Below are 22,951 nucleotides of genomic sequence, written 5' to 3' on the forward strand. Positions count from 1 at the left end.
GCTTCGACCCTACGGCGTGTCAGGGCCGCACGCCCCCGACGCTCGAGCGGAAGGCGCGCAGCCGCAGGCTGTTGCCGACCACGAACACGCTCGAGAACGCCATCGCGGCACCGGCCAGCATGGGATTCAGCAGGCCGAGGGCCGCGAGCGGGATGGCCGCGACGTTGTACGCGAACGCCCAGAACAGGTTGCCCTTGATGACGCGGAGCGTCCGCCGTGCGAGCCGGATGGCGTCGACGGCGGCCAGCAGGTCGCCCCGGACGAGCGTGAGGTCGGCGGCCTCGATGGCGACGTCGCTGCCCGTGCCCATCGCGATCCCCAGGTCGGCCTGCGCGAGCGCGGCGGCATCGTTCACGCCGTCGCCGACCATCGCGACCGTGCGCCCCTCGTCCTGAAGGCGGGCGACCACGGCGACCTTGTCGGACGGCAGCACCTCGGCGATCACCCGTTCGATGCCGACCTCGGCGGCGACGCGTCGCGCCACCGTCTCGTTGTCGCCCGTGAGCAGGATCGGCTCGAGTCCGAGGCCGCGCAGCTTCGCGACCGCGTCGGCGCTCGTGGGCTTGATCGCGTCGGCGACGGTGAGCGCGCCGCGCACGGCGCCGTCCCACGCGACGACGACGGCGGTGCGCCCCTCGGCCTCCGCGGCGGCGACGGATGCCGCGACGCGGGCGTCGGGCTCGATCGACCACTCGGCGAGCAGCGCGGGTCGACCGACGAGCACGAGGTGTCCGTCGACCACGCCGTGCACGCCGAGGCCCGGGCGGTTCTCGAAGGACTCGGGCGCGGGCAGGGCGCCGACGCGGGCCGCGGCACCGTCGGCGATCGCCTTCGCGACGGGGTGCTCGGAGGCGTGCTCGAGCGCGCCCGCGAGGCGCAGCAGCTGGGCTTCGTCGACGCCCTCGGCGGGGTGGACCCCGGCGAGCGACATCCGCCCGCTGGTCACCGTGCCGGTCTTGTCGAGCACGATCGTGTCGACGCGGCGCGTGGACTCGAGCACCTCGGGGCCCGTGATGAGCACGCCGAGCTGGGCTCCGCGGCCCGTGCCGACGAGCAGCGCGGTGGGCGTCGCGAGCCCCAACGCGCAGGGGCAGGCGATGATGAGCACGGCGACCGCGGCGGTGAACGCGGCGGCCGGCGGGAATCCGCCCCCGAGCCACGCGCCGAGGGTTCCGGCGGCGATGAGGATCACGACGGGCACGAAGACCCCCGAGATGCGGTCGGCGAGCCGCTGCACCTCGGCCTTGCCGGCCTGCGCGTCCTCGACGAGCCGCGCCATCTGCGCGAGCTGCGTGTCGGCGCCGACGCGGGTCGCGCGGACGACCAGCCGGCCGCCGGCGTTGACGGTGGCGCCGACGACGGCATCGCCGACCTCGACCTCGACCGGGACCGACTCGCCCGTGACGAGCGAGGCGTCCACGGCGCTGCGGCCGGAGACGACGGTGCCGTCGGTCGCGATCTTCTCGCCCGGGCGCACGACGAACTCGTCGCCGACCGCGAGCTCGTCGACCGGGATCCGGACCTCGGTCCCGTCGCGGAGGACGGCGACCTCCTTCGCCCCCAGCTCGAGGAGCGCGCGCAGGGCGGCGCCCGCGGCGCGCTTGGACCGCTTCTCGAGGTAGCGGCCGAGGAGGACGAACATCGTGACGCCCGCCGCGACCTCGAGGTACAGGTTCGACGCGCCGTCGCTCGGCGCGACGGTCAGCTCGAACGCGTGCACCATGCCCGGCTCGCCGGCGGTGCCGAGGAACAGCGCGTACAGTGACCAGGCGAACGCCGCGCTCACGCCGAGCGAGATGAGCGTGTCCATGGTCGCCGCGCCGTGGCGCAGGTTGACGAGCGCCGCCCGGTGGAACGGCCAGGCCGCCCACGTGACGACGGGCGCGGCGAGCGCGAGGGTGGCCCACTGCCAGTAGGTGAACTGGATTGCCGGGATCATCGAGATGAGGATCACCGGCACAGCGAGCACGGCCGAGGCGATGAGGCGCGTCCGGAGCGAGCGCAGCTCGACGTCCGCAGGCATCTCGCCGGTGGCGTCGGATGGCGCGCCGCCGGCTTCGCCCGGAGCGGGGGCGGGCGGCGCGGGCGGGACGGCCCGGTAGCCGGCGGCCTCGACCGCGGCGATGAGCTCGGTCTCGCCCACGCCGGCCGGAGCCGACACGCGGGCCTTCTCGGTGGCGTAGTTAACGGTCGCGGTGACGCCGTCGAGCTTGTTGAGCTTCTTCTCGATGCGCATGGCGCACGAGGCGCAGGTCATGCCGCCGATCTCGAGCTCGATCACGCGGTCGCCGGATGCGGTGACGTCGGTCATCGGCCCGCCTCCCCGTGGTCGTCGTCGTGGCCGTCGTCGTGGTCGTCGTCGTGGGTGCCGTCGTGCGCGGCCCCGCCGGCGGCATCCGTCGACCCCGCACCGGCCGTGAGCACCAACGGGATGGAGTGCACGACACCGTCGAGCTGCACGTCGAGGTAGAGCAGGTAGCGGCCCGCCGTCGGTGCGGTCGCCATGAACGAGATCTCGGGACCGGCCTCGGCGACACCGTCGCCCGGTTCGCCCATGGGGTGCACGTGCAGGTAGGCCAGATCGCCCTGGCGGAGCGCGACGAGGTGTCCGTATGCGCCGAGGTACGGCTCGAGCGTCGTGACGGGCTCGCCGTCGCGCGTGACGGTGAAGACGAGTTCGCGCTCGGCTCCGGCGACCAGCTCGCCCTCGACCTCGACGGTGATGCCGTCCACCGTCGCGGCGGTCGCGTCGCTCGTGCGCGGCTCGGGCGCGAACCCGCCCGCGACGTCGACGGTGGTCGTGAGGGTCACCGTCTCGCCGTGCCCGGCCGGCACGAAGTCGGCGAAGACGCGGTAGGTGCCGGCCGCGTCGAAGGCGAACGGGAGGCTCCATTCGCCGCGATCGTCGATGACGGGGTGCACGTGGCGGAAGTGCGCGCCGTCGGTGCGCACGACGATGAGGTGCAGGTCGCGCTCGTGCGACGTCTCGTAGTCGGTGAGCGGGGCGCCCGCGGCATCCGTGATGCCGAAGGCGAGCTCGCCCTGCTCGCCGGGTGAGGCCGGAGCGCGGAGGCCGGTGAGGGTGTAGCCGGCGTGCGAGACGGCGAGTCCGCGCACGTCGTCGGCGGATGCCGCGGCGCCGGTGTGCTCGTCGCCGTGGCCCGGTTCTGCGGTGGTCATGTGGTCATCCTCGTTCGAGGTCCATGCGGCCGACGCATCGGCCGGGATGACGAGCGGGGCGGCGACGAACGCGGCGGTGAAGACCGCCGCCGCGCCCGCCGCGAACAGCCCCAGCCTGGCTGCCGTGTGCATCGTCGTCAGACGCGCACGGCGGAGTAGCCGGCCTCCTCGACCGCGGCGATCACGCCGGCGTCGTCGAGGTCGGACGGCGCGTTGACCGAGAGCGTGCCGGATGCGGCGGACACCTGGATGTCCGTCACGCCGGTGAGCTGCTCGACCTCTTCGCGTACCGAGAGCTCGCAGTGGCCGCACGTCATGCCGGTCACCTGGTACTCGCGCTGCGTCATCTCGTTCTCCTCGTGGTCGGACCGGGTTCGATAGTACCCGGATGGGGTATGCAACTCCTGAACCGTATACCCCTCCGGGGTATTCCGCAAGGCGTCGAGCGCCGGCTGATCGCGCCACCGCTGTCAAGCGCGAGCGCGCCGCGGCATCCGAACCCGCCCCTGCGCGAGGAGGATTCCGGTCATCACCACGAGTGCGCCCACCGGCTCGTTCCACGTGAGCGGCTCGCTGAGGATCAGTACGCCGAGCACCACCCCGACCACCGGCGTGACGTACGTGACCGTGGAGGCGTTGGTGGGACCCCAGTCGCGGATCACCGCGATGTTCCACACGTACGCCAGGCCCGTGCCCGCGATGCCGAGCACCGCGAGGCACACGACCACGGCGACATCCAGCCGCACCGGACCCAGTGCGAGCAGGGGGGTGAGGAGCAGCATGACGGCACCCGCCATGCCCACCTGGAGGAATGCGAACGTCGTCGCCGCGATCGGCCGGCCGCTCAGGAACCGGCGCGTGTACCCGAACATCACGCCGTAGCAGGCGGTCGCGCCGAGGATCGCGAGCTGGCCCGCGAGGTCGCCGCCGAACGCCGCCTGCCACGGCCCGATGATGACGACCACCCCGACGATGCCGACGACCACCCCGAGCCACCGCGACGCGTCGAGCCGCTCGACGCGGAACGCGAGCGTCGCGATGAGGGCGGTCATGATCGGCGTGGTGGCGTTGAGGATGGACGCGAGGCTCGAGGTCACGGTCTGCTGCGCCCACGAGAACAGCAGGAAGGGCACGACGCACCCGGCGACGCCGATCACGAGGAAGTGCAGCCACACGACCGGTTCGCGCGGCAGCACCGGCCCGCCGGCCACGTGCGGGCGTGCGACGAGCACGACGACGCCGAGCGTCAGCGCGCCGAGCACGATCCGCGCCCACGCCACCTGGGTGAACGAGAGTCCCGTGAGCGCGACCGCGATGAACAGGAAGCTCGCGCCCCAGACCAGGCCCGCCGCGAGGAACTGCACCCAGGTGCGCACCCCGCCGCCGGGTCGGCGGTCGACGGATGCCGCGGGGCCGGCCTGCGAACGGACGGACGTGGAAGTCGGGGTGGGCGTGCTCACGGGCTCACGGTACGTCCGCCCGTGCCGCTCCACGAGCGGATCCGGACGCGATGTCCGGAACCCGCCGAACGTTGGCAGCCTCGATCGCCGTCGCCACCGTCGCCGTAGCCGCCGCCGTCGCCGCCGATGCGGGCGGGTGCCAGCGTCCCGCGACACGTCCGCGCGCAGCGCAACGGGGGCGGATGCCGGACCGTCGGTCCGTGGCATCCGCCCCCGTCGTGCCGGCGACGAGGCCAGGGCAGGCATTCCCACCCCGTCGCAGTCATTCCCGCCGGCCGCCCGCTCCCCCCGGTGCAGGGCGGCCCGCGGAGCCTAGTGGCTCACCGCCTTCTCGGCGCCGAGCCCGGTGAGCGAGCGGACCTCCATCTCGGCCTGCTTCACGGCGTCCTCGCGGCGGTTGTCGATGACGCTGACGATCCAGCCGAGCAGGAAGGCGAGCGGGATGGACACGATGCCCGGGTTCGACAGCGGGAAGATCGCGAAGTCGATCGCCTCCGTCTTCAGCATCGAGGTCTCCGAACCCGACACGACCGGCGAGAACGCGATGAGCACGATCGCCGAGATCAGGCCGCCGTACATGCTCCACAGCGCACCGCGGGTGGTGAACCGCTTCCAGAACAGCGAGTAGACGATCGTGGGCAGGTTGGCGGATGCCGCGACCGCGAACGCCAGCGCCACGAGGAACGCGATGTTCTGGCCGTTGGCGCCGATGCCGCCGATGATCGCGACGACGCCGATGATCACCACGGTGCGGCGGGCGACCTTGACCTCGGCGCCCGGCTCGGGCTTGCCCTTCTTCACGACCGACGCGTAGATGTCGTGCGCGAACGAGGCCGCCGCCGTGATCGTGAGGCCCGCGACGACCGCGAGGATCGTCGCGAACGCGACCGCCGAGATGAGGCCGAGCAGCAGCGGCCCGCCGAGCGAGAACGCGAGCAGCGGTGCCGCCGAGTTCGGGCCGCCGGGTGCTGCGGCGATGACCTCGGGACCGACGAGCGCCGCCGCGCCGTAGCCGAGCACCAGCGTGAACACGTAGAAGATGCCGATGAGCCAGATCGCCCAGACGACCGACTTGCGCGCCTCCTTCGCCGTGGGCACGGTGTAGAACCGCATGAGCACGTGCGGCAGGGCCGCGGTGCCGAGCACCAGGGCGAGGCCGAGCGACACGAAGTCGACCTTGGCGAGCTCCGAGACGCCGTACTTCAGGCCCGGGTCGAGGATCGCCGGGTTCTCCGCGACCTCGACCGCGCGGTCGAGCAGCGTCGAGAAGTTGAAGCCGTACATCGCGAGCACCCAGACCGTCATGAGCCCGGCACCGGCGATGAGCAGCACGGCCTTGATGATCTGCACCCAGGTGGTGCCCTTCATGCCGCCGACGAGCACGTAGAGGATCATGAGCCCGCCGACGACCGTGATGACGAGCGCCTGGCCGACCTGGTCGCCGATGCCGAGCAGGAGCGACACCAGGCCGCCCGCGCCGGCCATCTGGGCGAGGAGGTAGAAGAAGCACACGACGAGGGTCGTGGTGGCCGCGGCGATGCGCACGGGGCGCTGCTTCAGGCGGAACGACAGCACGTCGGCCATCGTGAACTTGCCCGTGTTGCGAAGCAGCTCGGCGACGAGCAGCAGCGCGACGAGCCAGGCCACGAGGAAGCCGATGGAGTACAGGAACCCGTCGTAGCCGGTCATCGCGATCGCGCCGACGATGCCGAGGAAGGACGCCGCCGAGAGGTAGTCGCCGGCGATGGCCGAACCGTTCTGCCCGCCCGTGAAGGAGCGACCGGCGGCGTAGTAGTCGGCCGCGGTGCGGTTGTTCCGGCTGGCGCGGAACACGATGACCATCGTCACGGCGACGAACGCGCCGAAGATGGCGATGTTGAGCCAGGGCTCGCCGGGTGAGGCGGCTGCCGCTTCGAACCGGAACATCAGCGCACCGCCCCTTCGTCGGCGCGGTCGAGGAACACGCCCGTCTCGATCTCGTCGCGGATCCGCTCGGCCTTCGGGTCGAGGTGCTTGTTCGCGAAGCTGACGTACCACATGGTCACGGCGAACGTCGTGACCACCTGGGCGAGCCCGAGGAGCATGGCGACGTTGATGCTGCCGAACACCCGCGTGGACATGAAGTCGACGGCGTAGACGGCGAGGAGCACGTAGGCCAGGTACCAGGCCAGGCAGGCTCCGAGCACCGGGAAGACGAAGCGCCGGTGCGTGCTCCGGAGCTCTTGGAATTCTGGTGATTGCTGCACTGCGGGATAGTCGACGTGGCTGAGGTCGACGTCCGCGCTCAGGGCCTCGTTGCCCATGGCGTCTCTCCTTCGAGGGGGTGCGGCGGGGCCGGGGCCCGCGTCGCTGCGGTCGCGATCCGTCCATGCTGACGAAGCCGGGGGCGCGCCGGGGGCCTCGACCGCTCGTCGTCGGCGAACGGCGGAAGCGGTGCGACGAACGGCGGAGCACGGCGACGAACGACGGCTACAGTGACCTGCATGCCCGAGTCGATGCTGCTCGTCGCCGCCGCCGGCGTCGTCGCCGGGGCGCTCGCCGTCGGGGTCGTGGTGCTGCTGCGGCGCTTCGCGGTGCAGTCGAAGGAGCTCGGCACCGACGCCGAACGGGCGACGTACCAGACGCTCCACCTGGCCTCGAGCGCGGCGAAGCACCTGCGCGGCGACATGAGCACGGCGGATGCCGCGAGGGCCGCCCGCCACCTGCGCGCCATGCTCGGCGCCGACACGCTGGCCCTCGTGATGTCGGGCGGCCCGGCCGCGGCCGACGGCGACGAGGCGCTGCTGCCGACCGCCGAGCGCCTCGCGGAGGAGGCGGTGGGGTCGGCGCGTCCGCACGTCGAGCGGCGCCTCGCGTCGCCCTCGGGCGAGACGGATGCCGCGGCCGCGCCGATCCTCGCGGGCGGCGAGGTCGTCGGCGCCGTGGTCGCCTTCGCGCCCCGCGTCCGGGCCGGTCTGGTGCGGGCGACGGGCGAGGTCGCCGACTGGGTCGCGGCGCAGGTCGAACTCGGGGAGCTCGACGCGTCGCGGGCGGCGCTCGCCGAGCTCGAGGTCCGGGCCCTGCGCGCGCAGATCAGCCCGCACTTCATCTACAACTCGCTGAACGCCATCGCGTCGTTCATCAACACCGACCCCGCCAAGGCGCGCGACCTCGTGCTCGAGTTCGCCGACTTCACGAGGTACTCGTTCCGCCGCGCCGGCGACTTCACGACCGTCGCCGAGGAGCTCCGCTCGATCGACTCGTACCTGAAGCTCGAACGCGCCCGGTTCGGCGACCGTCTGCGGGTGACCCTCCAGGTCGCGCCCGAGGTGCTCTCGACGGTGATCCCGTTCCTGTCGATGCAGCCGCTGGTCGAGAACGCCGTGCGGCACGGACTCGAGGCCAAGGAGGGCGGCGGTCGCATCACGATCACCGCGCAGGACGCCGGCGCGTTCGCCGAGATCACCGTCGAGGACGACGGCGTCGGCATCGACCCCGAGCGGCTCGCCGAGGTGCTCGCCGGCGGCCCGCCGGGCGAGCACGTGGGACTGCGCAACGTCGACGCCCGCCTCCGGCAGGTGTACGGCGACGAGCACGGCCTCGTCGTCGAGACGAACGTGGGCGCGGGCACGCTCGTGCGGATGCGGGTGCCGAAGTCGCAGCCGGGCCGGGCCGCGGCATCCGTCGACGTCGCCACGCGCGGCGAGCCGGATGGGAGACTGGTGCCGTGATCTCGGTCCTCATCGCCGACGACGAGCAGCCCGCCGTGGACGAGCTCGCGTTCCTACTCGGCCAGGACCCGCGGATCGGCACGATCCACCGCGCGAACTCCGGCTCGGAGGCCATCCGCATCCTCACGCGCGAACCCGTCGACGCGGCGTTCCTCGACATCCACATGCCGGGACTGTCGGGCTTCGACCTGGCGCGAGCGCTGCAGCGGTTCGAGCACAAGCCCGCGTTCGTGTTCGTGACGGCCGACGAGGAGGGGGCGCTCGAGGCGTTCGACCTCGCGGCCGTCGACTACCTGCTGAAGCCCGTGCGCACCGAGCGCCTGCAGCGGTCGGTCACGCGCGTGGTCGAGGCGATGCGGCAGGCCCAGCCGGGGGCGACGGATGCCGCGGCGAAGCGCCCCGAGATGATCGCCGTGACGCTCGGCGGCACGACCCGGATGATCCGCCGCGACGACGTGCGGTACGTGCAGGCGCAGGGCGACTACGCGCGCCTGCACACCGACGAGGCGAGCTATCTCGTGCGCGTGCCGATGTCCGACCTCGAGCGGCAGTGGGCGGAGGCGGGCTTCGTGCGCGTGCACCGCTCGTACCTCGTGGCGCTCCCCCACGTGACGCGCGTCCGGCTCGGCGGCGAGCGCCCCACGGTCGTGGTGGGGCAGGCGGAGCTGCCGGTGAGCCGTCGACTGCTGCCGGGGCTCCGGGAGCGGCTCGACCAGGTCACCCCGCGGGCCCGGCCGTGACCGACGACGAGGCGCCCCCCGGTGGTCGAGGAGGACGCGAAGCGCCCGTATCGAGACCGACCCGCGTCCGCGTCACCGCCCCGCGCACCCCCGCGCCCGCGGCATCCGCTCGCCCCTCGATCGCCCGCACCCGCCCGGGCGGGAGCGGCGACGTCGACGCGATGTACGTGCGGTCGCTCATCCGGTCGCAGCTGCGCCTCGCGCTGATCTGCGCGGGCGGGTTCGTCGCGGCGACCGCCGTGTTCGTGATCGGCATCGCGCTGCTGCCCGCCCTCGACGAGACGTTCGTCGCCGGCGTGCCCGTGTCGTGGCTGCTGCTCGGGCTCGGCGTGTACCCGCTCGCCATCAGCGTCGCGGCGCTGTACGTGCGCGCGGCCCAGCGCAACGAGGCCCGGTACCGCTCGCTCGCGGAGCAGGCGTGAACCCCGCCGTCGGCTACGCCGCGATCGTCGCGGTCGCGGCCGTGTCGGTGCTGATCGGCGTCTACGGCCTGCGGATCTCGCGCACGACGAGCGACTTCTACGTCGCGAGCCGCACGGTCCGCCCGTGGTGGAACGCGTCGGCGATCGGCGGCGAGTACCTCTCGGCGGCGTCCTTCCTCGGCATCGCGGGGCTCATCCTGCTGACGGGCGCCTCGGCGCTGTGGTTCCCGATCGGGTACACCGCGGGCTACCTGATGCTGCTGCTCTTCGTCGCGGCGCCGCTGCGACGCTCGGGCGCGTACACGATCCCCGACTTCACCGAGGCCCGCCTCGAGTCCGCCGTCGTGCGGCGCGTCACGAGCGTGCTCGTCGTGGTGATCGGCTGGCTCTACATCGTGCCGCAGCTGCAGGGCGCCGCGCTCACCGTGCGGATCACGACGGGCCTGCCCAGCTGGGCCGGCTCGGTCGCGGTCGCGGTGCTCGTGGCCGTCGTCGTCGCGGCCGGCGGCATGCGGTCGATCACGTTCGTGCAGGCGTTCCAGTTCTGGCTGAAGCTCGCCGCGCTCGCGATCCCGGTCGTCGCGCTGCTCATGGTGACCGGGGCGATCGAACCGGAACTCGCGCCGTCGACGGCGTTCCCCGCCGACGCCGGGCCCGGCTCCCTCGAGGTGTACCGCACCATCTCGCTCATGGTCGCCCTGCTGCTCGGCACGCTCGGGCTGCCGCACGTGCTCGTGCGGTTCTACACGAACCCGGACGGCCCGGCGGCACGACGCACGACGTTCATCGTGCTCGTGCTGCTGTCGGCGTTCTACCTCTTCCCGACCGCGTTCGGGCTGCTCGGCCGCACCTTCGCGCCAGACCTCGCGACCCCGGGCGACGCGGACGCGCTCGTCCTCGTGCTGCCCGACCGGCTCGTGCCCGGCGTCGCCGGCGAACTGCTCACGGCCCTGGTCATCGGCGGCGCGTTCGCGGCGTTCCTCTCCACGTCGTCGGGCCTCGTCGTCTCCGTCGCGGGCGTCATCTCGCAGGACCTCCTCGGCGGCAGCGTGCGCGGCTTCCGCATCGCGGCGTTCGCGTCGACCGCCGTCCCGCTCGCGGTCGCCCTCGCGACCGAGCCCGCGGGGCTCGCGGGCAGCGTCGGGCTCGTGTTCGCGTTCACCGCGTCGACGCTCTGCCCGGTCCTGCTGCTCGGCATCTGGTGGCGCGGACTCACCGCGCGCGGCGCGATCGCGGGCATGGCGACCGGCGCCGTGCTGTCGGCGGCGGCGATCCTCGGCAGCACGTTCGTGGCGGCGGCGGCGCCCGGCATCCGCCCGCTCGTCGAGCAGCCGGCCGCCTGGACCGTGCCGATCGCGGTGCTCGTGACCGTGCTGGTCTCCGGTGCCGACCGGCGGCGCGTGCCGCGGGGCGTGGACGCGTTCCTCGCGCGCCTGCACCTGCCGGAGCAGGGCGGCGCCTGAGCGCTTCAGTCGGCGGGCCGGTCGGAGCTCGGCGCCGACTCCCCGGACGCCTTCGGGGTCCGCTCGGATGCGACCCCGGTGTGCAGGGCCGGTCGGAGCCCGCGACGCGCCCGCTCCTCGGCGATCCACGCGTCGGCATGGCGGCGCGCGAACCGGCGCAACAGGGCCGAGCCGAGCAGGAGCGCGAGCCCCGCCGAGTAGTACACCCAGAAGAACCAGTCGCTCACCCGGCCGTAGCCGAGGCCCACGTAGAGGCCGACCATGATCGCCCCGAACAGCGCGACGGCGCCGAGCACCCCGAGCACGACGGCGGCGCGCCGCATCCGCCGGTCGACCGGAGCGGCTTCGCGCAGCGCCCAGGCGACGGCGAGGTCGTCGCGCACGGTGGAGACCACCTCGCGCTCCGGCGACGGATCCATCTGGGCGAGCACCTGCCCCAGTCGCTCCGCGCGCCGGAGATCGTCGGCGCGCACGTTCGCGAGCGCGATCGTGACGCTCGCCGCGGCGGTGATGAGGGCGACGACGAGCGGCGTCCAGAGGCCGGTCAGCAGCGCCGTGCCGGCCTGCTCCAGGTGAAGCATCCTCGACTCCTGACTGCGTGAACGGTACCAGCGTCCGGTCCCCCGCCGCAGCACCGGCCCGTTGCCGGGAGCCGCGCGGGCCGATCCCGATCGACCGGCGCAGCGACGGATGCCGCTACCCGGCGGCCGCGTCCGTCGCGAGCTCGACGGGCCGGTCGCCCCACCCCGCCAGTCGCGCCTCGAGGCCGGATCGAACACCGGGCCACTCGTCGACGAGGATCGAGTACACCGCCGTGTCGCGCCAGGTGCCGTCCGGCCGGGCGAGGTGCCGTCGCAGCACGCCCTCGAACCGAGCACCGAGCTTCTCGATCGCGGCACGCGACCGCGCGTTCCGGGCGTCGGCCTGCAGCTTGACGCGCCCGAAGCCGTGGTCGAACGCCAGCCCGAGCAGGAGCAGCTTCACCTCGGGGTTCACGACGGTGCCCCAGACGCGCGGGTCGTAGGCGGTCCAGCCGAGGTGGGCCGATTCGTTCGGCAGGTCGAGGTCGCCGAGCTTCGTGGCGCCGACGACCGCGCCGTCGTCGGGTCCGCCCCGGAGCCGCACGACGAACGGCAGCGCGTCGTCGGCCGGGGTGTACGACCGACGGGCGAACGTCGCGAAAGCCTCGGCATCGGCGGGAAACGACGACGGCCCGCCGCCGAAGCCGCTCGCGAACACCTCCGGGCGGCGGATGGCGGCCTCGAGCGCGGGCACGTCGGCGACGGTCATCGGGCTGAGCGTCACCGCCAGTCCGACGAGCGGCTGGGCGGCGGGGCAGGTCGCGGGCACCGTCCGAGTCTGGCACGCGGCGGTGCCGACGGCCGCGTCGCGATGACGGATGCCGCGGTCCCGAGCGTTCGCTGTGGAACCCGCGATCGCGGCATCCGCTCGCCGTACGATGACCCCGGAATCACCCATCGCAGAGAAGGGACCGGGGGACATGGGAGCACTGGACGACCTCGCGAAGAACGCGCAGCAGTTCGTCGAGGACAACAAGGACAAGATCAACGAGGCGCTGAACAGCCAGCAGGCCGAGGACATCAGCGACAAGGTCCTCGACGCCGTCGCCGACGCCGCCAAGAAGGTCACGCCGGACGAGCACGACGCCAAGGTCGACGAGGTCCGCGCGAACCTCGACAATTCCATCGGCACCGAGCCCTAGGCCGGCGCGCGTCCACAATCCGAGGGGCGGATGCCGCGTGGCATCCGCCCTTCGTCGTGGCCGGCCCGCCGCGGTGAACCCGAGTCGTCCTGCGCGTGAACATCGCGTGACGGTGGTGTGCGAGCATGGACGCACCCCCCGCCGAGAGGACGATCGATGGAGATCCGCGCCCCCAGGTCGAGGTTCGCGCGCTCGCGCACCGCCCTCGGCCTCGACGAGCCCCTCGCGGGCGGCATCCTGCTGCTGCTCTGGGGCACCACGGCCGCCTTCGTCGCCGCGCACCTCACCCACAAGCTCGTCGGCGCGCCGTGGCATCCGTTCTTCAACCTCGGCGCAGAGCGCGGCTACGCCGAGCTGTTCTTCCAGATGCTCACCGGGTGGAGCGTCCTGCTGTTCGCGATCGCCGCGACCCGCCGCCGCGCGCCCATCCTGGTCGCCTTCGCCGCGTTCTCGGCGTACCTGCTCGCCGACGACTACTTCCAGTTCCACGAGCGCATGGGCACCGGGTTCGGGCAGTGGTTCGACCGCGAGGTGGTCTACCTGCACGGCCTCGCGACGCACCTGGGCGAAGCGCTCTACCTCGGGGCCGTCGGCGTCGCGGTCGTCGCGATCTTCGCCATCGCCTACCGGCTCGCACGACGCGACGCACGACCCATGGCCGTCACCGGCGCCGTGCTCTACGCGGCGCTCGCCTTCTTCGGGGTCGCCGTCGACATCGTGCACGCCCCCTTCATCGACGCGCCGGTCATCGACCCGATCTTCATCGCCCTCGAGGACGGCGGCGAGGTCGCCGTCATGGCCCTCATCGTCACGTACTCGCTGTCGCTGGCGTTCGGTCGGCGCGACGGCACGGATGCCGCGGGCCCGGCCGCCGCCGCCGACGCACCCGCGGCGACGGACGAGCAGACGCCCACCGCGGTGGGCTCACCGGCCTGACGGCCGCGCGGTGGCACGGCCACCCGGCCGCGGGACGGCCGGGACGCAGGCGCCCTCAGTCCAGCAGGTCGTGCAGCTGCACGATCTCGTCGCGGCCAGGTCCGACGCCGATCGCCGAGAACCGCGCACCCGACATCGCCTCGAGCTCGCGGACGTAGCTCTGCGCGTTCGCCGGGAGGTCCTCGAAGCTGCGGGCACCCGAGATGTCCTCGGTCCAGCCGGGGAACTCCTCGTAGACGGGCTTGGCGTGGTGGAAGTCGGACTGCGAGACCGGGACCTCCTCCATGATCACGCCGTCGACGTCGTACGCGACCGCGACCGGGATGCGGTCGATGCCGGTCAGCACGTCGAGCTTGGTGAGGACGAAGTCGGTGACGCCGTTGATGCGGGCGGTGTAGCGGGCGATGGGCGCGTCGTACCATCCGGTGCGGCGACGACGGCCCGTCGTGGTGCCGAACTCGTGCCCCTTGTCGGCGAGGAACTCGCCCCACTCGTCGAAGAGCTCGGTGGGGAACGGCCCGGAGCCGACGCGCGTCGTATACGCCTTGACGATGCCGATGACCCGGTCGATGCGGTTCGGCGCGATGCCCGACCCGGTCACGGCGCCGCCCGAGGTCGCGTTCGACGAAGTGACGAACGGGTACGTGCCGTGGTCGACGTCGAGCATGGTCGCCTGGCCGCCCTCGAACAGCACGGTCTCGCCGGCTTCGAGCGCGCGGTGCAGCAGCAGCGACGTGTCGGTCACCATCGGGCGCAGCCGCTCGGTGTACCCGAGCAGCTCGTCGACGACCTCGTCGACCCCGATCGCGCGGCGGTTGTAGACCTTCACGAGCAGGTGGTTCTTCTGGTCGAGGGCACCCTCGACCTTCTGCCGCAGGATGTTCTCGTCGAACAGGTCCTGCATGCGGATGCCGACGCGGTTGATCTTGTCGGCGTAGGTGGGCCCGATGCCGCGACCGGTGGTGCCGATCTGCCGCTTGCCGAGGAACCGCTCGGTGACCTTGTCGAGCGTCCGGTGGTACTGCGTGATGACGTGGGCGTTGGCCGAGATGCGCAGCTTCGACGTGTCGACCCCGCGCGTCTCGAGGCCCTCGATCTCCTCGAACAGCACCTCGATGTCGACGACGACGCCGTTGGAGATGACGGGCGTGACCCCCGGCGTGAGGATGCCGCTCGGCAGCAGGTGCAGCGCGTACTTCTCGTCACCCACGACGACCGTGTGCCCGGCGTTGTTGCCGCCGTTGAACTTGACGACGTAGTCGAGGCGCGAGGCGAGCAGGTCGGTCGCCTTGCCCTTGCCCTCGTCGCCCCACTGTGCACCGATCAGTACGACCGCGGGCATCTCAGTCCTCTCCTGCCGCGTCGGCGGCGTTCGGTTCGGCGACGGGGTCGCCGGTGCGTGCCTCGGTGCCGACGACCGGCGCGAACGCACCGGCTCCGGCCCCGACGATGGTGATGACCTGGGTGGGCGTGAACTCCGAGGCGATGCGCGCGGCGGCCTCGCCGTCGGCGGCGGCGAGATCGGCGGCGGCGCGCTCGGCGCGCTCGTCCAGGCCGAGTCGCTCGGCCGACCGGCGCTCCGCGTCGAGCGCCCGCAGGTAGGCGCGGTTGGACTCGGCGGACCACGGGACGGGCTGGCCGTCGCGCCATCCGCTCGCTCGGAGCTGCTCGCGGGCGAGGTCGACGGCCACCACGGCGTACGCGAAGGCGTCGAGGGCCCGCCCCTCGGAATCGGCCAGGTCGGCGAGCTCGGCCCACGCCAGCGGGGACGCGGGGTGGGCGGTCACGACTCCGGCGACCGCCGCCCGGTCGCCCTCGGTCAGCGCCCGACGGACCTCGGGTTCATCGGCGAGCACCGCCTCGGCCTCCGGTGGGGTCTGTTCCTGAGTCACACTCAACCGTAACGCATGGGGTTTCGGCACCCCGGGAGCTCGCGCGGGCGACCCGGTCAGGCCACCGGCGGCACTCCCTCGAGGGCGGGGCCCAGCCCCAGGTCGACGAGCACGACGCGGCCGGCGAAGCGCGCGCCCGGCTCGCGCAGCAGCCCCGCCTTCACGGCGCCCATGGTGACCGTGACGTCGGCGGGCAGCACCGTCGGGTCGGGCACGCTGCCGTCGTCGGGCGAGATGCCGCTCGGCAGGTCGACGGCGACGACGAGCGGATGCCGCGGCGCGCCGCCGACGTCGGCCGCCCAGCGCGGCCCGAGCAGCTCGAGCACGCGCGCGACCACCTCGCGGCTCCGACCCCGGAGCGCCGGGCTCGCGGCCGCACCGATTCCGAGGATGCCGTCGACGAGCACGTCGGCGAGGCGCACGACCCGCTCGAACTCGTCGGGGTCCGCGTCGGGGTCGAGGTCGGCGGCGCCCGCGCGGCGGGCGGCGGCGGCGCCCTCCTCGTGCAGGGCCGATCCCGTGGCGACGATGCGCACGTCGGCGCCGCGCTCGGCCAGATGCGAGGCGGCGAAGAGGGCGTCGCCGCCGTTGTCGCCCGACCCGGCGAGCACGACGACGATCGACCGCCCCGCGGCATCCGTCGCCTCGCCGTCGTCGCCCTCGCTGCCGTCGCCGTCGGGGGCCTCGTCGTCGTCGGGAGCCTCGGGCAGGTCGAGCATGCGCGCGATCTCCTCGGCGAGCGCCGTCGAGGCGCGCCGCATGAGCGGCTCGCCCGCGTCGAGCAGGGGCCGCTCGGCCGCGCGGACCTGCTCGGCGGTGTAGCCGGCGTGCGGTGACGGCGCGGAGGCGGAACCGGATGCGTCGCTGCTCATGCGACCGACCCTACGCGCGACCCGCCGACACGGCGACGGGGCCGGGCCCGAATGGACCCGGCCCCGCCGGCGCGGACGTCAGCGCGTCACTGGACCGCGTTCAGCGCGTTGACGTTGCCGGCTCCGTAGAAGCCGTTGCGCTGGCCGCCCGTGCAGGTCGCCGGGTAGCCGGGTCGGAGCTCGAAGACCCCGTCCGGGCAGGCGATCGGCGTGGCGGTGCGCTCGAGGAACGACGCCAACTGGCCCGGCTTCATGCCGGGGTGCGCCGAGAGCGCGAGCGCGGCGACGCCCGACGCGTGCGGCGCGGCCATCGACGTGCCCTGCGAGTAGCCGTAGCCGCCGCCCGGGATCGTCGAGAGCACGGCGTCGGTCGCGGTCGAGACCGCCGGGTTGCGCCAGCGGCTGTCACCACCGGGAGCCGTCACGTCGACCACGCCCTGGCCGTACGAGGAGTAGTAGCTCTTGACCTCGGCCGGGCCGACGGCCGAGACCGTCACGACGCCGGGCGCCTCGGCGGGCAGGTCGACGCACGCGCCGTTGATGGTGCGGTCCTCGACCGGGGCGCTGCCGTCGTTGGGGCTGCCCGAGTCGACGAACTTGTGCTGCAGGTCGACGTTGCTGTTGCCGGCCGATGCGATCGCGAGGCCGCCCTTCGACGAGGCGTACTTCAGCGCACGCTGCACCGCGAGCCACACGGGCCGCTGGCGCTCGTCGTTGCGGCAGTTGAACTCCCACGGGTCGATGTAATAGCTGTGGTTCGTGATGGGCATGCCCTGCTCGGCCGCCCACAGGATGCCGCAGACCGCCGCCTCGGGGTAGATGTACCCGTCGTCGTTCACGACCTTGACCGACGCCACCTTCACGCCGGGCGCGACGCCCGAGATGCCGACGCCGTTGAGGGCGGCGGCGATCGTGCCGGCCACGTGCGTGCCGTGCGACGAGGTGGTCGGGCTCCAGGCGGCCTGGCTGCGGTCGACGACGCCACCGATGCACGACGCGCTCTGGTCCCTCGCGACCTGCGTGGCGAGGTCGGGGTGGTCGGCGTCGATGCCGGAGTCGAGCACGCCGACGACGACCGACGGGTCGCCGGTGGTCACCGCGTGCGCGGCCGGGACGTCGATCTGCGCCATGTCCCACTGGCGGGTCCAGAGCGGCTCGCCCGTCGGGTCGCCGGTGGCCTCCACGACGGCCGAGTCGACCGTCTCGACGATCTCGCCCTCGTCGAGCACGGTGCCGAGCCCATCGGTGCTGGCGACGGCCTCGACGCCGCGCCCGGCGACGGCGCGCTCGAACGCCGTGCTCGACGAGCGTGCGACGAGCACGCCGATCTGGTCGTACGTCGCGACGACGGTGCCGTCGGCGGCGGCCACGCGCGCGGCGGCGGCCTTCGTGCCGGCGCCCTGCGGCGCGAGCACGAGGTAGGTGTGCTCGGGTCCGGTCGCGGCGGCCGGCGCGATCGCCGTGCCGACGAGACCGACGGCGAGGGCGACGGCGGATGCCGCGCCGATCACCTTGTGGTTCCTCATCCTGTCTCCGTTTCGAGAGTGCGGAATGCCCCCGGTCGGGTCGGCCGGCGGCCCGGTCCGTCCAGTGGATGCGACGCGGCGGCGACGATGGCGCTGCGCGACCGGTGAGGGCGAGCCTACCCACGACCACCCCCGTCCGGGGGACATCGGCGCGGACGCGGCATCCGTGTTCCGGCCCCCGGCCGCCGATCGTCATGCGAACGCGAGCAATCCGCGGCTCCCGTAGGCTTGAGGCCATGTCGAAGGTCCTCACCTCCCTGCCCGCCGGCGAACGCGTCGGCATCGCCTTCTCGGGAGGTCTCGACACCTCCGTGGCGGTCGCGTGGATGCGTGAGAAGGGCGCGGTGCCCTGCACCTACACCGCCGACCTCGGCCAGCCCGACGAGCCCGACGTCGAGGCGGTGCCCGGTCGGGCGCTCGAGTACGGCGCCGAGCTGAGCCGCCTGGTCGACGTGAAGACCGCGCTCGTCGAGGAGGGGCTCGTCGCGCTGCAGTGCGGCGCGTTCCACATCCGCAGCGGCGGCAAGACGTACTTCAACACCACGCCCCTCGGCCGCGCGGTCACGGGCACGCTGCTCGTCCGCGCCATGATGGAGGACGGCGTCGACATCTGGGGCGACGGCTCCACCTACAAGGGCAACGACATCGAGCGGTTCTACCGCTACGGGCTGCTCGCGAACCCGCGCCTGCGCATCTACAAGCCGTGGCTCGACAGCGCGTTCGTCACCGAGCTCGGCGGCCGCAAGGAGATGAGCGAGTGGATGCAGGCGCGCGACCTGCCCTACCGCGCCTCGGTCGAGAAGGCGTACTCGACCGATGCCAACATCTGGGGTGCCACGCACGAGGCCAAGAAGCTGGAGGACCTCGACGCGGGCATCACGATCGTCGAGCCGATCATGGGCGTCCGCTTCTGGGACGAGTCGGTCGCGATCGAGCCTGAAGACGTCACGGTCCGCTACGTCGAGGGTCGCCCGGTGGCCATCAACGGCGTCGAGTTCGACGACCCGGTCGAGCTCGTGCTCGAGGCGAACCGCATCGGCGGCCGCCACGGGCTCGGCATGAGCGACCAGATCGAGAACCGCATCATCGAGGCGAAGTCGCGCGGCATCTACGAGGCCCCCGGCATGGCGCTGCTGCACATCACCTACGAGCGGCTGCTGAACGCGATCCACAACGAGGACACCGTCGCGAGCTACCACAACGAGGGTCGCCGCCTCGGCCGCCTCATGTACGAGGGCCGCTGGCTCGACCCGCAGTCGCTCATGCTGCGGGAGTCGATCGTGAAGTGGGTCGCCTCGGCCGTCACGGGCGAAGTCACGCTGCGCCTGCGCCGCGGCGACGACTACACGATCATGAACACGAGCGGCCCGGCGCTGAGCTACCACCCCGACAAGCTCTCGATGGAGCGCGTCGGCGACCAGGCGTTCGGCCCGGAGGACCGGATCGGCCAGCTCACCATGCGCAACCTCGACATCGCCGACTCGCGCGCTCGTCTCGAGCAGTACGCGCAGCTCGGCATCGTCGGCGGCGCGACCGCGCAGCTCGTGGGCGAGATCGCCGCGGGCCGCGCGGCGGAGATCCTCGCGGGCGAGGCCGAGACCGACCTCGACGCCGCGACGGATGCCGCGAACGAGGCCGCCGCGTTCGACCTCGGCACCGACTGACGCGTCAGGCCGGCGTCTGCTGGTGCGCGGCCACGTGCCACGCCCCGTCGTCGTACAGGTACGTGGTCGACATCCGCAGGTTCGCCACCTCGTCGCCGCGACGGGCGACGGCCCGGTAGGCGAGGATGCCGGCGTGCTCGCCCAGGCGCACGACCGCGGGCTCGTGGATCTCGTAGGAGTCCCACGGGGGCGCGCTGGCGAAGGCCCGCATCATGTCGTCGCGACCGAGCGCCGCGCCCTCGACGATCATGATCCCGTCACGCGTCATCGCGCGGGTGTAGTGCGCTCCCCCGTGTCCGGCGAGGATGGCGCGCCATCCGGCGTGCTCCTCGTGCAGCAGGCGGGCGGGCAGATCGTCGGTGATCTCGGTCATGCGGCCACGCTACCGGCCCGGCCGGGGTCGACCTAGAGCCAGTTGCGGCGCTTGAAGACGACGTAGAGCCCGACCGCGAGCGCGACCATGGCGAGCAGCGCGGCGGGGTAGCCGAGCGGATGCTCCAGTTCGGGCATGTGCCGGAAGTTCATGCCGTACACCGTGCCGATGAGGGTGGGTGCGAAGATGATCGCCGCCCAGCTGGAGATCTTCTTGACCTCCTCGCTCTGCCGGAGGCTCGTCTCGGTGAGGCGCTGCATCTCGTCGTTCTGTCGCTGGGTCACGAGCGTCGAGTGCACGGCGAGCGCGTTCTGCAGCAGCTGTCGGTACGCCTCGCCGCGGTCGACGATGCGGAGCACGTGGTCGAGCACGTCGCGCAGGTACCGCTGGAGTTCGAGGTCGACGCGGTACTTCTCGAAGCCGCGCTCGAGGGCCTCGAACATGCCGACGAGCGGGCGTGTCGCGCGCTGGAAGTCCATGACCTCGGCGGCGAGGTCGTAGATGCGGCGCGTCACGGCGGGGTCGCCGTCGAAGAGCTGCTGCTCGATCTCGTCGATGTCGTTCTCGAGGCCGGCGAGCACGGGCGCGTACTCGTCGACGACCTCGTCGAGCACGGCGTAGAGCACGGCCTCCGTGCCGCGAGCGAGCAGCTCGGGGGCCGCCTCGAGCCGTCGGCGCACCCGGGCGAGGTCGGGCGCCTCGGCGTGCCGGATGGTGACGGCGAAGTTCGAGCCGACGAACACGTGCAGCTCGCCGAACTCGACCTCCTCGGTCGCGTCGAGGTACCGCGCGGGCCGCAGGACGACGAAGAGCGTGGCGCCGTAGCGTTCGAGCTTGGGGCGCTGGTGGCCCTTCGCGGCGTCCTCGGCGGCGAGCGGATGCAGCCCGAACTCGTCCACGAGCGCCGCGAGCTCGTCGGGCGTCGGCCGGTACAGCCCGATCCAGGCGAATCCGCCCGGGTGCTCGGCGAGCGTCTCGAACGTCTCCTGGAGGGTGGGCGGGTTCGCGACCCGGAGTCCGTCGCGGTAGACGGCGTTGTCGATGAGCGGCACGGGTCCAGTGTGGGGCGGCACGGCGGCGGCGGTCGCCGGGCGCGCCGGGGCGCTCAGCGAACGCGCGGGTGGGCGGGGCAGGCTGCGTGGCATGGGTCGGCAGCGGGGCGGGGCGGATGCCGCGGCATCCGTCGACGAGCGGACGTGCGCGTCGTGCGGCCGCCGCATCGAGTGGCGTGCGAAGTGGGCGCGCGACTGGGATGCGGTGCGCTACTGCAGCGACGCGTGCCGTCGGCGCGGCGTCCGGGCGGTCGATCGGCAGCTCGAGGAGGAGATCCGGGCGCTGCTCGCCCAGCGGGCGGCATCCGCGACGATCTGCCCCTCGGAGGCGGCGCGGCGCATCGGCGGCGATGACGGGTGGCGCGAGTTGATGGAGCCGGCGCGGCGGGCCGCGCGGCGGCTCGTGGCCGCGGGCGAGGTGGAGATCACGCAGCGCGGGCAGGTGGTCGACCCGTCGACGGCGAAGGGGCCCATCCGCATCCGCCGCGCACCGCGTTGAGTGCGCGTGCTCAGTCGCCGGGTTCGGCGGCCGCGACCGGGGCGTCGGCGGCGGCGGCCGGCGGCGTGGCCCAGAGCCCGCGGGTGGGCGTGGGCCGCGTGCGCGACAGCGCGCCGGGCTGCATCTTGAGGTGCTCCTCGGCGGCGCGGAAGACGATGCGGTCGGCTTCGGCCTCGTCGATCAGCCCGATGGCGTGGTGCTGCACGGCGACGCCGTCGACGAGCGCCGTGAGCATGCGCGCGTCGGCGGCGGGATCCGCGCTGGTGGCGTGGCCGGCGTCGACCACGCGCTGGATGACGCCCGCGAGGTGCCGGTCCGAGTCGCGGTGATGGCGCGTGAGCGCCGCGAGCAGCTCGGGATTGCGGGGCGCCTCGCTCCACGCGTCGATCCACACGAGGTAGTGGCCGCGCGGCGTGGTCGAGAGCCAGTCGGCGAGCGCGGCGACCGGCTCGAGGCCTTCCTCGACCTCGGCGTCGGCGCGCAGTTCGCCGAGCACGGCCGCGTCGAACGCCGCGGCGACGAGCTGCTCCCGGGTGGCGAAGTAGTGGCGGATGAGGCCGTGCACGACGCCGACCTCGGCGGCCACGTCGCGGAGGGTGACGCGCGCGAACCCGTCGCGGGCGACGAGCCGCAGCGTCGCCGCGAGGATCTGCTCGCGTCGCTGCGCCGGATCGAGTCGGGTGGCCACGCGCCCATCGTAGTGGTCTTGTCCGCGCGGCCAACACTGCCGGCGGATGGCGCGGGTCAGTGCCGGGCGTGCCGTCGGACCCACTCGTGCATGACGATCGCGGCCGCGGCGGCGGCGTTGATCGATCGGGTGGAGCCGTACTGCGTGATCTCGACGGCGAGGTCGGCGGCGGCGAGCGCCTCGGGGCTCAGCCCCGGTCCCTCCTGGCCGAAGAGCAGGATGCAGCGTTCGGGCAGCTCGGCGGTGTCGACGGGCTGCGAGCCCTCGACGTTGTCGACGGCGACGATCGGCAGGCCTTCGGCGCGCGCCCAGGCGACGAGGTCGGCGACCTCCGGATGGTGCAGGAGGTGCTGGTAGCGATCGGTGACCATCGCGCCGCGCCGGTTCCAGCGGCGCCGCCCGACGATGTGGACGGTCTCGGCGGCGAACGCGTTGGCGGTGCGGACGATGGAGCCGATGTTGAGGTCGTGCTGCCAGTTCTCGATGGCCACGTGGAACGGATGCCGCCTCGTGTCGAGGTCGGCCACGATCGCCTCGAGCCGCCAGTACCGGTAGCGATCGACCACGTTGCGGCGGTCGCCGTGCTCGAGGAGGTCCGGGTCGTACCGCTCGTCGGCGGGCCACGCCTCGCGGCCGCCGGGCCAGGGGCCGACGCCGTGCAACGGCAGCTGCGGCTCGGGGTGCGCGTCGTCGCCGACCGCTCCGCCCGCGGCATCCGTTCGCTCGTCGCCCACGCCCCTACGCTAGCCGT

Annotated in this window: 24 protein-coding genes; 8 read left to right on the forward strand and 16 right to left on the reverse strand. The window is 73.1% G+C overall.

The window, feature by feature from the left end; translation table 11 throughout:
* Nucleotides 1–19 precede the first annotated feature (19 nt).
* The 6 genes from RH861_RS12885 to RH861_RS12910 all read right to left on the reverse strand — a co-directional run bounded on the left by RH861_RS12885 (nt 20) and on the right by RH861_RS12910 (nt 6,943).
* Nucleotides 20–2,311, reverse strand: a complete 2,292-nt coding sequence (locus tag RH861_RS12885; RefSeq protein WP_310521301.1) for a heavy metal translocating P-type ATPase — start codon at nt 2,309–2,311, stop codon at nt 20–22.
* A complete protein-coding gene (locus RH861_RS12890) occupies nt 2,308–3,312 on the reverse strand; it encodes a DUF8832 domain-containing protein (protein WP_310521302.1) in 1,005 nt (334 codons plus the stop codon). The genes RH861_RS12885 and RH861_RS12890 overlap by 4 nt, the downstream gene beginning before the upstream one ends.
* Before the next feature lie 5 nt (nt 3,313–3,317).
* The gene (locus tag RH861_RS12895; protein WP_310521303.1) at nt 3,318–3,527 is read right to left on the reverse strand and encodes a heavy-metal-associated domain-containing protein; all 210 of its coding nucleotides are present in this window, start codon (nt 3,525–3,527) and stop codon (nt 3,318–3,320) included.
* Between the two features lie 123 nt (nt 3,528–3,650).
* Nucleotides 3,651–4,640, reverse strand: coding sequence for a DMT family transporter (locus tag RH861_RS12900; protein ID WP_310521304.1), 990 nt, complete (start codon nt 4,638–4,640; stop codon nt 3,651–3,653).
* Nucleotides 4,641–4,952: 312 nt separating this feature from the next.
* Entirely contained in the window at nt 4,953–6,566 is a 1,614-nt protein-coding gene (locus RH861_RS12905; protein ID WP_067948346.1) for a monocarboxylic acid transporter, read from the reverse strand.
* Nucleotides 6,566–6,943: a DUF485 domain-containing protein gene (locus tag RH861_RS12910; protein WP_310521305.1), complete on the reverse strand. Its 378-nt coding sequence runs from the start codon at nt 6,941–6,943 to the stop codon at nt 6,566–6,568. The genes RH861_RS12905 and RH861_RS12910 overlap by 1 nt, the downstream gene beginning before the upstream one ends.
* 180 nt (nt 6,944–7,123) lie before the next feature.
* Here RH861_RS12910 and RH861_RS12915 point away from each other — a divergent pair, with 180 nt between their 5' ends.
* The 4 genes from RH861_RS12915 to RH861_RS12930 are packed head-to-tail and all read left to right on the forward strand — an operon-like array spanning nt 7,124 to nt 10,975.
* Nucleotides 7,124–8,350, forward strand: a complete 1,227-nt coding sequence (locus RH861_RS12915; RefSeq protein WP_310521306.1) for a sensor histidine kinase — start codon at nt 7,124–7,126, stop codon at nt 8,348–8,350.
* Complete coding sequence (locus tag RH861_RS12920; RefSeq protein WP_067948351.1) at nt 8,347–9,090, forward strand: LytR/AlgR family response regulator transcription factor; 744 nt, start codon at nt 8,347–8,349, stop codon at nt 9,088–9,090. Before RH861_RS12915 ends, RH861_RS12920 begins: the two co-directional genes overlap by 4 nt.
* Nucleotides 9,087–9,512 (forward strand): DUF485 domain-containing protein, encoded by a 426-nt coding sequence (locus RH861_RS12925; RefSeq protein ID WP_310521307.1) that lies wholly within the window; start codon nt 9,087–9,089, stop codon nt 9,510–9,512. The genes RH861_RS12920 and RH861_RS12925 overlap by 4 nt, the downstream gene beginning before the upstream one ends.
* A complete protein-coding gene (locus RH861_RS12930; protein ID WP_310521308.1) occupies nt 9,509–10,975 on the forward strand; it encodes a sodium/solute symporter in 1,467 nt (488 codons plus the stop codon). Before RH861_RS12925 ends, RH861_RS12930 begins: the two co-directional genes overlap by 4 nt.
* Nucleotides 10,976–10,980: 5 nt before the next feature.
* On the opposite strand, the gene RH861_RS12935 is transcribed toward RH861_RS12930, so the two are convergent.
* Together RH861_RS12935 and RH861_RS12940 are read right to left on the reverse strand one after the other, a co-directional pair.
* On the reverse strand, nt 10,981–11,556 hold the full coding sequence (locus RH861_RS12935; RefSeq protein ID WP_310521309.1) for a hypothetical protein: 576 nt from the start codon (nt 11,554–11,556) through the stop codon (nt 10,981–10,983).
* A gap of 115 nt (nt 11,557–11,671) precedes the next feature.
* Nucleotides 11,672–12,325, reverse strand: coding sequence for a GNAT family N-acetyltransferase (locus tag RH861_RS12940; protein ID WP_310521310.1), 654 nt, complete (start codon nt 12,323–12,325; stop codon nt 11,672–11,674).
* A 151-nt stretch (nt 12,326–12,476) separates the two neighbouring features.
* On the opposite strand from RH861_RS12940, the gene RH861_RS12945 reads away from it, so the two are divergent.
* Nucleotides 12,477–12,698: an Rv0909 family putative TA system antitoxin gene (locus tag RH861_RS12945; RefSeq protein WP_310521311.1), complete on the forward strand. Its 222-nt coding sequence runs from the start codon at nt 12,477–12,479 to the stop codon at nt 12,696–12,698.
* A gap of 156 nt (nt 12,699–12,854) precedes the next feature.
* Nucleotides 12,855–13,634 carry a DUF8692 domain-containing protein gene (locus RH861_RS12950; protein WP_310521312.1) on the forward strand — a complete coding sequence of 260 codons (780 nt, stop codon included), beginning with the start codon at nt 12,855–12,857 and terminating at the stop codon, nt 13,632–13,634.
* Between the two features lie 55 nt (nt 13,635–13,689).
* Here the strand turns inward: RH861_RS12950 and RH861_RS12955 are convergent, their stop codons facing one another.
* The 4 genes from RH861_RS12955 to RH861_RS12970 form a co-directional block, all read right to left on the reverse strand.
* Entirely contained in the window at nt 13,690–14,976 is a 1,287-nt protein-coding gene (locus RH861_RS12955) for an adenylosuccinate synthase (protein ID WP_067948359.1), read from the reverse strand.
* A gap of 1 nt (nt 14,977) precedes the next feature.
* Entirely contained in the window at nt 14,978–15,526 is a 549-nt protein-coding gene (locus RH861_RS12960) for a DUF3151 family protein (protein WP_197466998.1), read from the reverse strand.
* Nucleotides 15,527–15,582: 56 nt separating this feature from the next.
* Nucleotides 15,583–16,398, reverse strand: coding sequence for an NAD(P)H-hydrate epimerase (locus tag RH861_RS12965; RefSeq protein WP_310521313.1), 816 nt, complete (start codon nt 16,396–16,398; stop codon nt 15,583–15,585).
* A gap of 86 nt (nt 16,399–16,484) precedes the next feature.
* Nucleotides 16,485–17,924, reverse strand: a complete 1,440-nt coding sequence (locus tag RH861_RS12970; protein ID WP_310521314.1) for a S8 family peptidase — start codon at nt 17,922–17,924, stop codon at nt 16,485–16,487.
* 236 nt (nt 17,925–18,160) lie between these two features.
* Between RH861_RS12970 and argG the strand changes: the two genes are divergently transcribed.
* Entirely contained in the window at nt 18,161–19,588 is a 1,428-nt protein-coding gene (argG, locus tag RH861_RS12975) for an argininosuccinate synthase (protein ID WP_067948367.1), read from the forward strand.
* A 4-nt stretch (nt 19,589–19,592) separates the two neighbouring features.
* Here argG and RH861_RS12980 read toward each other — a convergent pair whose 3' ends face one another.
* Together RH861_RS12980 and RH861_RS12985 are read right to left on the reverse strand one after the other, a co-directional pair.
* On the reverse strand, nt 19,593–19,961 hold the full coding sequence (locus tag RH861_RS12980) for a DUF4440 domain-containing protein (protein WP_067948369.1): 369 nt from the start codon (nt 19,959–19,961) through the stop codon (nt 19,593–19,595).
* A 32-nt stretch (nt 19,962–19,993) separates the two neighbouring features.
* On the reverse strand, nt 19,994–21,013 hold the full coding sequence (locus RH861_RS12985; protein ID WP_310521315.1) for a magnesium and cobalt transport protein CorA: 1,020 nt from the start codon (nt 21,011–21,013) through the stop codon (nt 19,994–19,996).
* Between the two features lie 91 nt (nt 21,014–21,104).
* Between RH861_RS12985 and RH861_RS12990 the strand changes: the two genes are divergently transcribed.
* The gene (locus tag RH861_RS12990) at nt 21,105–21,512 is read left to right on the forward strand and encodes a DUF3253 domain-containing protein (protein WP_310521316.1); all 408 of its coding nucleotides are present in this window, start codon (nt 21,105–21,107) and stop codon (nt 21,510–21,512) included.
* 10 nt (nt 21,513–21,522) lie between these two features.
* On the opposite strand, the gene RH861_RS12995 is transcribed toward RH861_RS12990, so the two are convergent.
* A complete protein-coding gene (locus RH861_RS12995) occupies nt 21,523–22,200 on the reverse strand; it encodes a TetR/AcrR family transcriptional regulator (protein ID WP_310521317.1) in 678 nt (225 codons plus the stop codon).
* Between the two features lie 56 nt (nt 22,201–22,256).
* Complete coding sequence (locus RH861_RS13000; RefSeq protein WP_374760979.1) at nt 22,257–22,934, reverse strand: TrmH family RNA methyltransferase; 678 nt, start codon at nt 22,932–22,934, stop codon at nt 22,257–22,259.
* Nucleotides 22,935–22,951 lie beyond the last annotated feature (17 nt).

It is taken from the genome of Agromyces indicus (assembly GCF_031432295.1).
In the GTDB taxonomy this organism is placed as follows: domain Bacteria; phylum Actinomycetota; class Actinomycetes; order Actinomycetales; family Microbacteriaceae; genus Agromyces; species Agromyces indicus.

What these genes read in the sequence shown, in the direction of transcription:
- RH861_RS12970 (WP_310521314.1), bottom strand. Translation starts at nt 17,924, where the DNA reads ATGAGGAACCACAAGGTGATCGGCGCGGCATCCGCCGTCGCCCTCGCC.
- RH861_RS12980 (WP_067948369.1), bottom strand. Translation starts at nt 19,961, where the DNA reads ATGACCGAGATCACCGACGATCTGCCCGCCCGCCTGCTGCACGAGGAG.
- RH861_RS12965 (WP_310521313.1), bottom strand. Translation starts at nt 16,398, where the DNA reads ATGAGCAGCGACGCATCCGGTTCCGCCTCCGCGCCGTCACCGCACGCC.
- RH861_RS12915 (WP_310521306.1), top strand. Translation starts at nt 7,124, where the DNA reads ATGCCCGAGTCGATGCTGCTCGTCGCCGCCGCCGGCGTCGTCGCCGGG.
- RH861_RS12895 (WP_310521303.1), bottom strand. Translation starts at nt 3,527, where the DNA reads ATGACGCAGCGCGAGTACCAGGTGACCGGCATGACGTGCGGCCACTGC.
- RH861_RS12890 (WP_310521302.1), bottom strand. Translation starts at nt 3,312, where the DNA reads ATGCACACGGCAGCCAGGCTGGGGCTGTTCGCGGCGGGCGCGGCGGCG.
- RH861_RS12945 (WP_310521311.1), top strand. Translation starts at nt 12,477, where the DNA reads ATGGGAGCACTGGACGACCTCGCGAAGAACGCGCAGCAGTTCGTCGAG.
- RH861_RS12935 (WP_310521309.1), bottom strand. Translation starts at nt 11,556, where the DNA reads ATGCTTCACCTGGAGCAGGCCGGCACGGCGCTGCTGACCGGCCTCTGG.
- RH861_RS12990 (WP_310521316.1), top strand. Translation starts at nt 21,105, where the DNA reads ATGGGTCGGCAGCGGGGCGGGGCGGATGCCGCGGCATCCGTCGACGAG.
- RH861_RS12955 (WP_067948359.1), bottom strand. Translation starts at nt 14,976, where the DNA reads ATGCCCGCGGTCGTACTGATCGGTGCACAGTGGGGCGACGAGGGCAAG.
- RH861_RS12950 (WP_310521312.1), top strand. Translation starts at nt 12,855, where the DNA reads ATGGAGATCCGCGCCCCCAGGTCGAGGTTCGCGCGCTCGCGCACCGCC.
- argG (WP_067948367.1), top strand. Translation starts at nt 18,161, where the DNA reads ATGTCGAAGGTCCTCACCTCCCTGCCCGCCGGCGAACGCGTCGGCATC.
- RH861_RS12905 (WP_067948346.1), bottom strand. Translation starts at nt 6,566, where the DNA reads ATGTTCCGGTTCGAAGCGGCAGCCGCCTCACCCGGCGAGCCCTGGCTC.
- RH861_RS12910 (WP_310521305.1), bottom strand. Translation starts at nt 6,943, where the DNA reads ATGGGCAACGAGGCCCTGAGCGCGGACGTCGACCTCAGCCACGTCGAC.
- RH861_RS12885 (WP_310521301.1), bottom strand. Translation starts at nt 2,311, where the DNA reads ATGACCGACGTCACCGCATCCGGCGACCGCGTGATCGAGCTCGAGATC.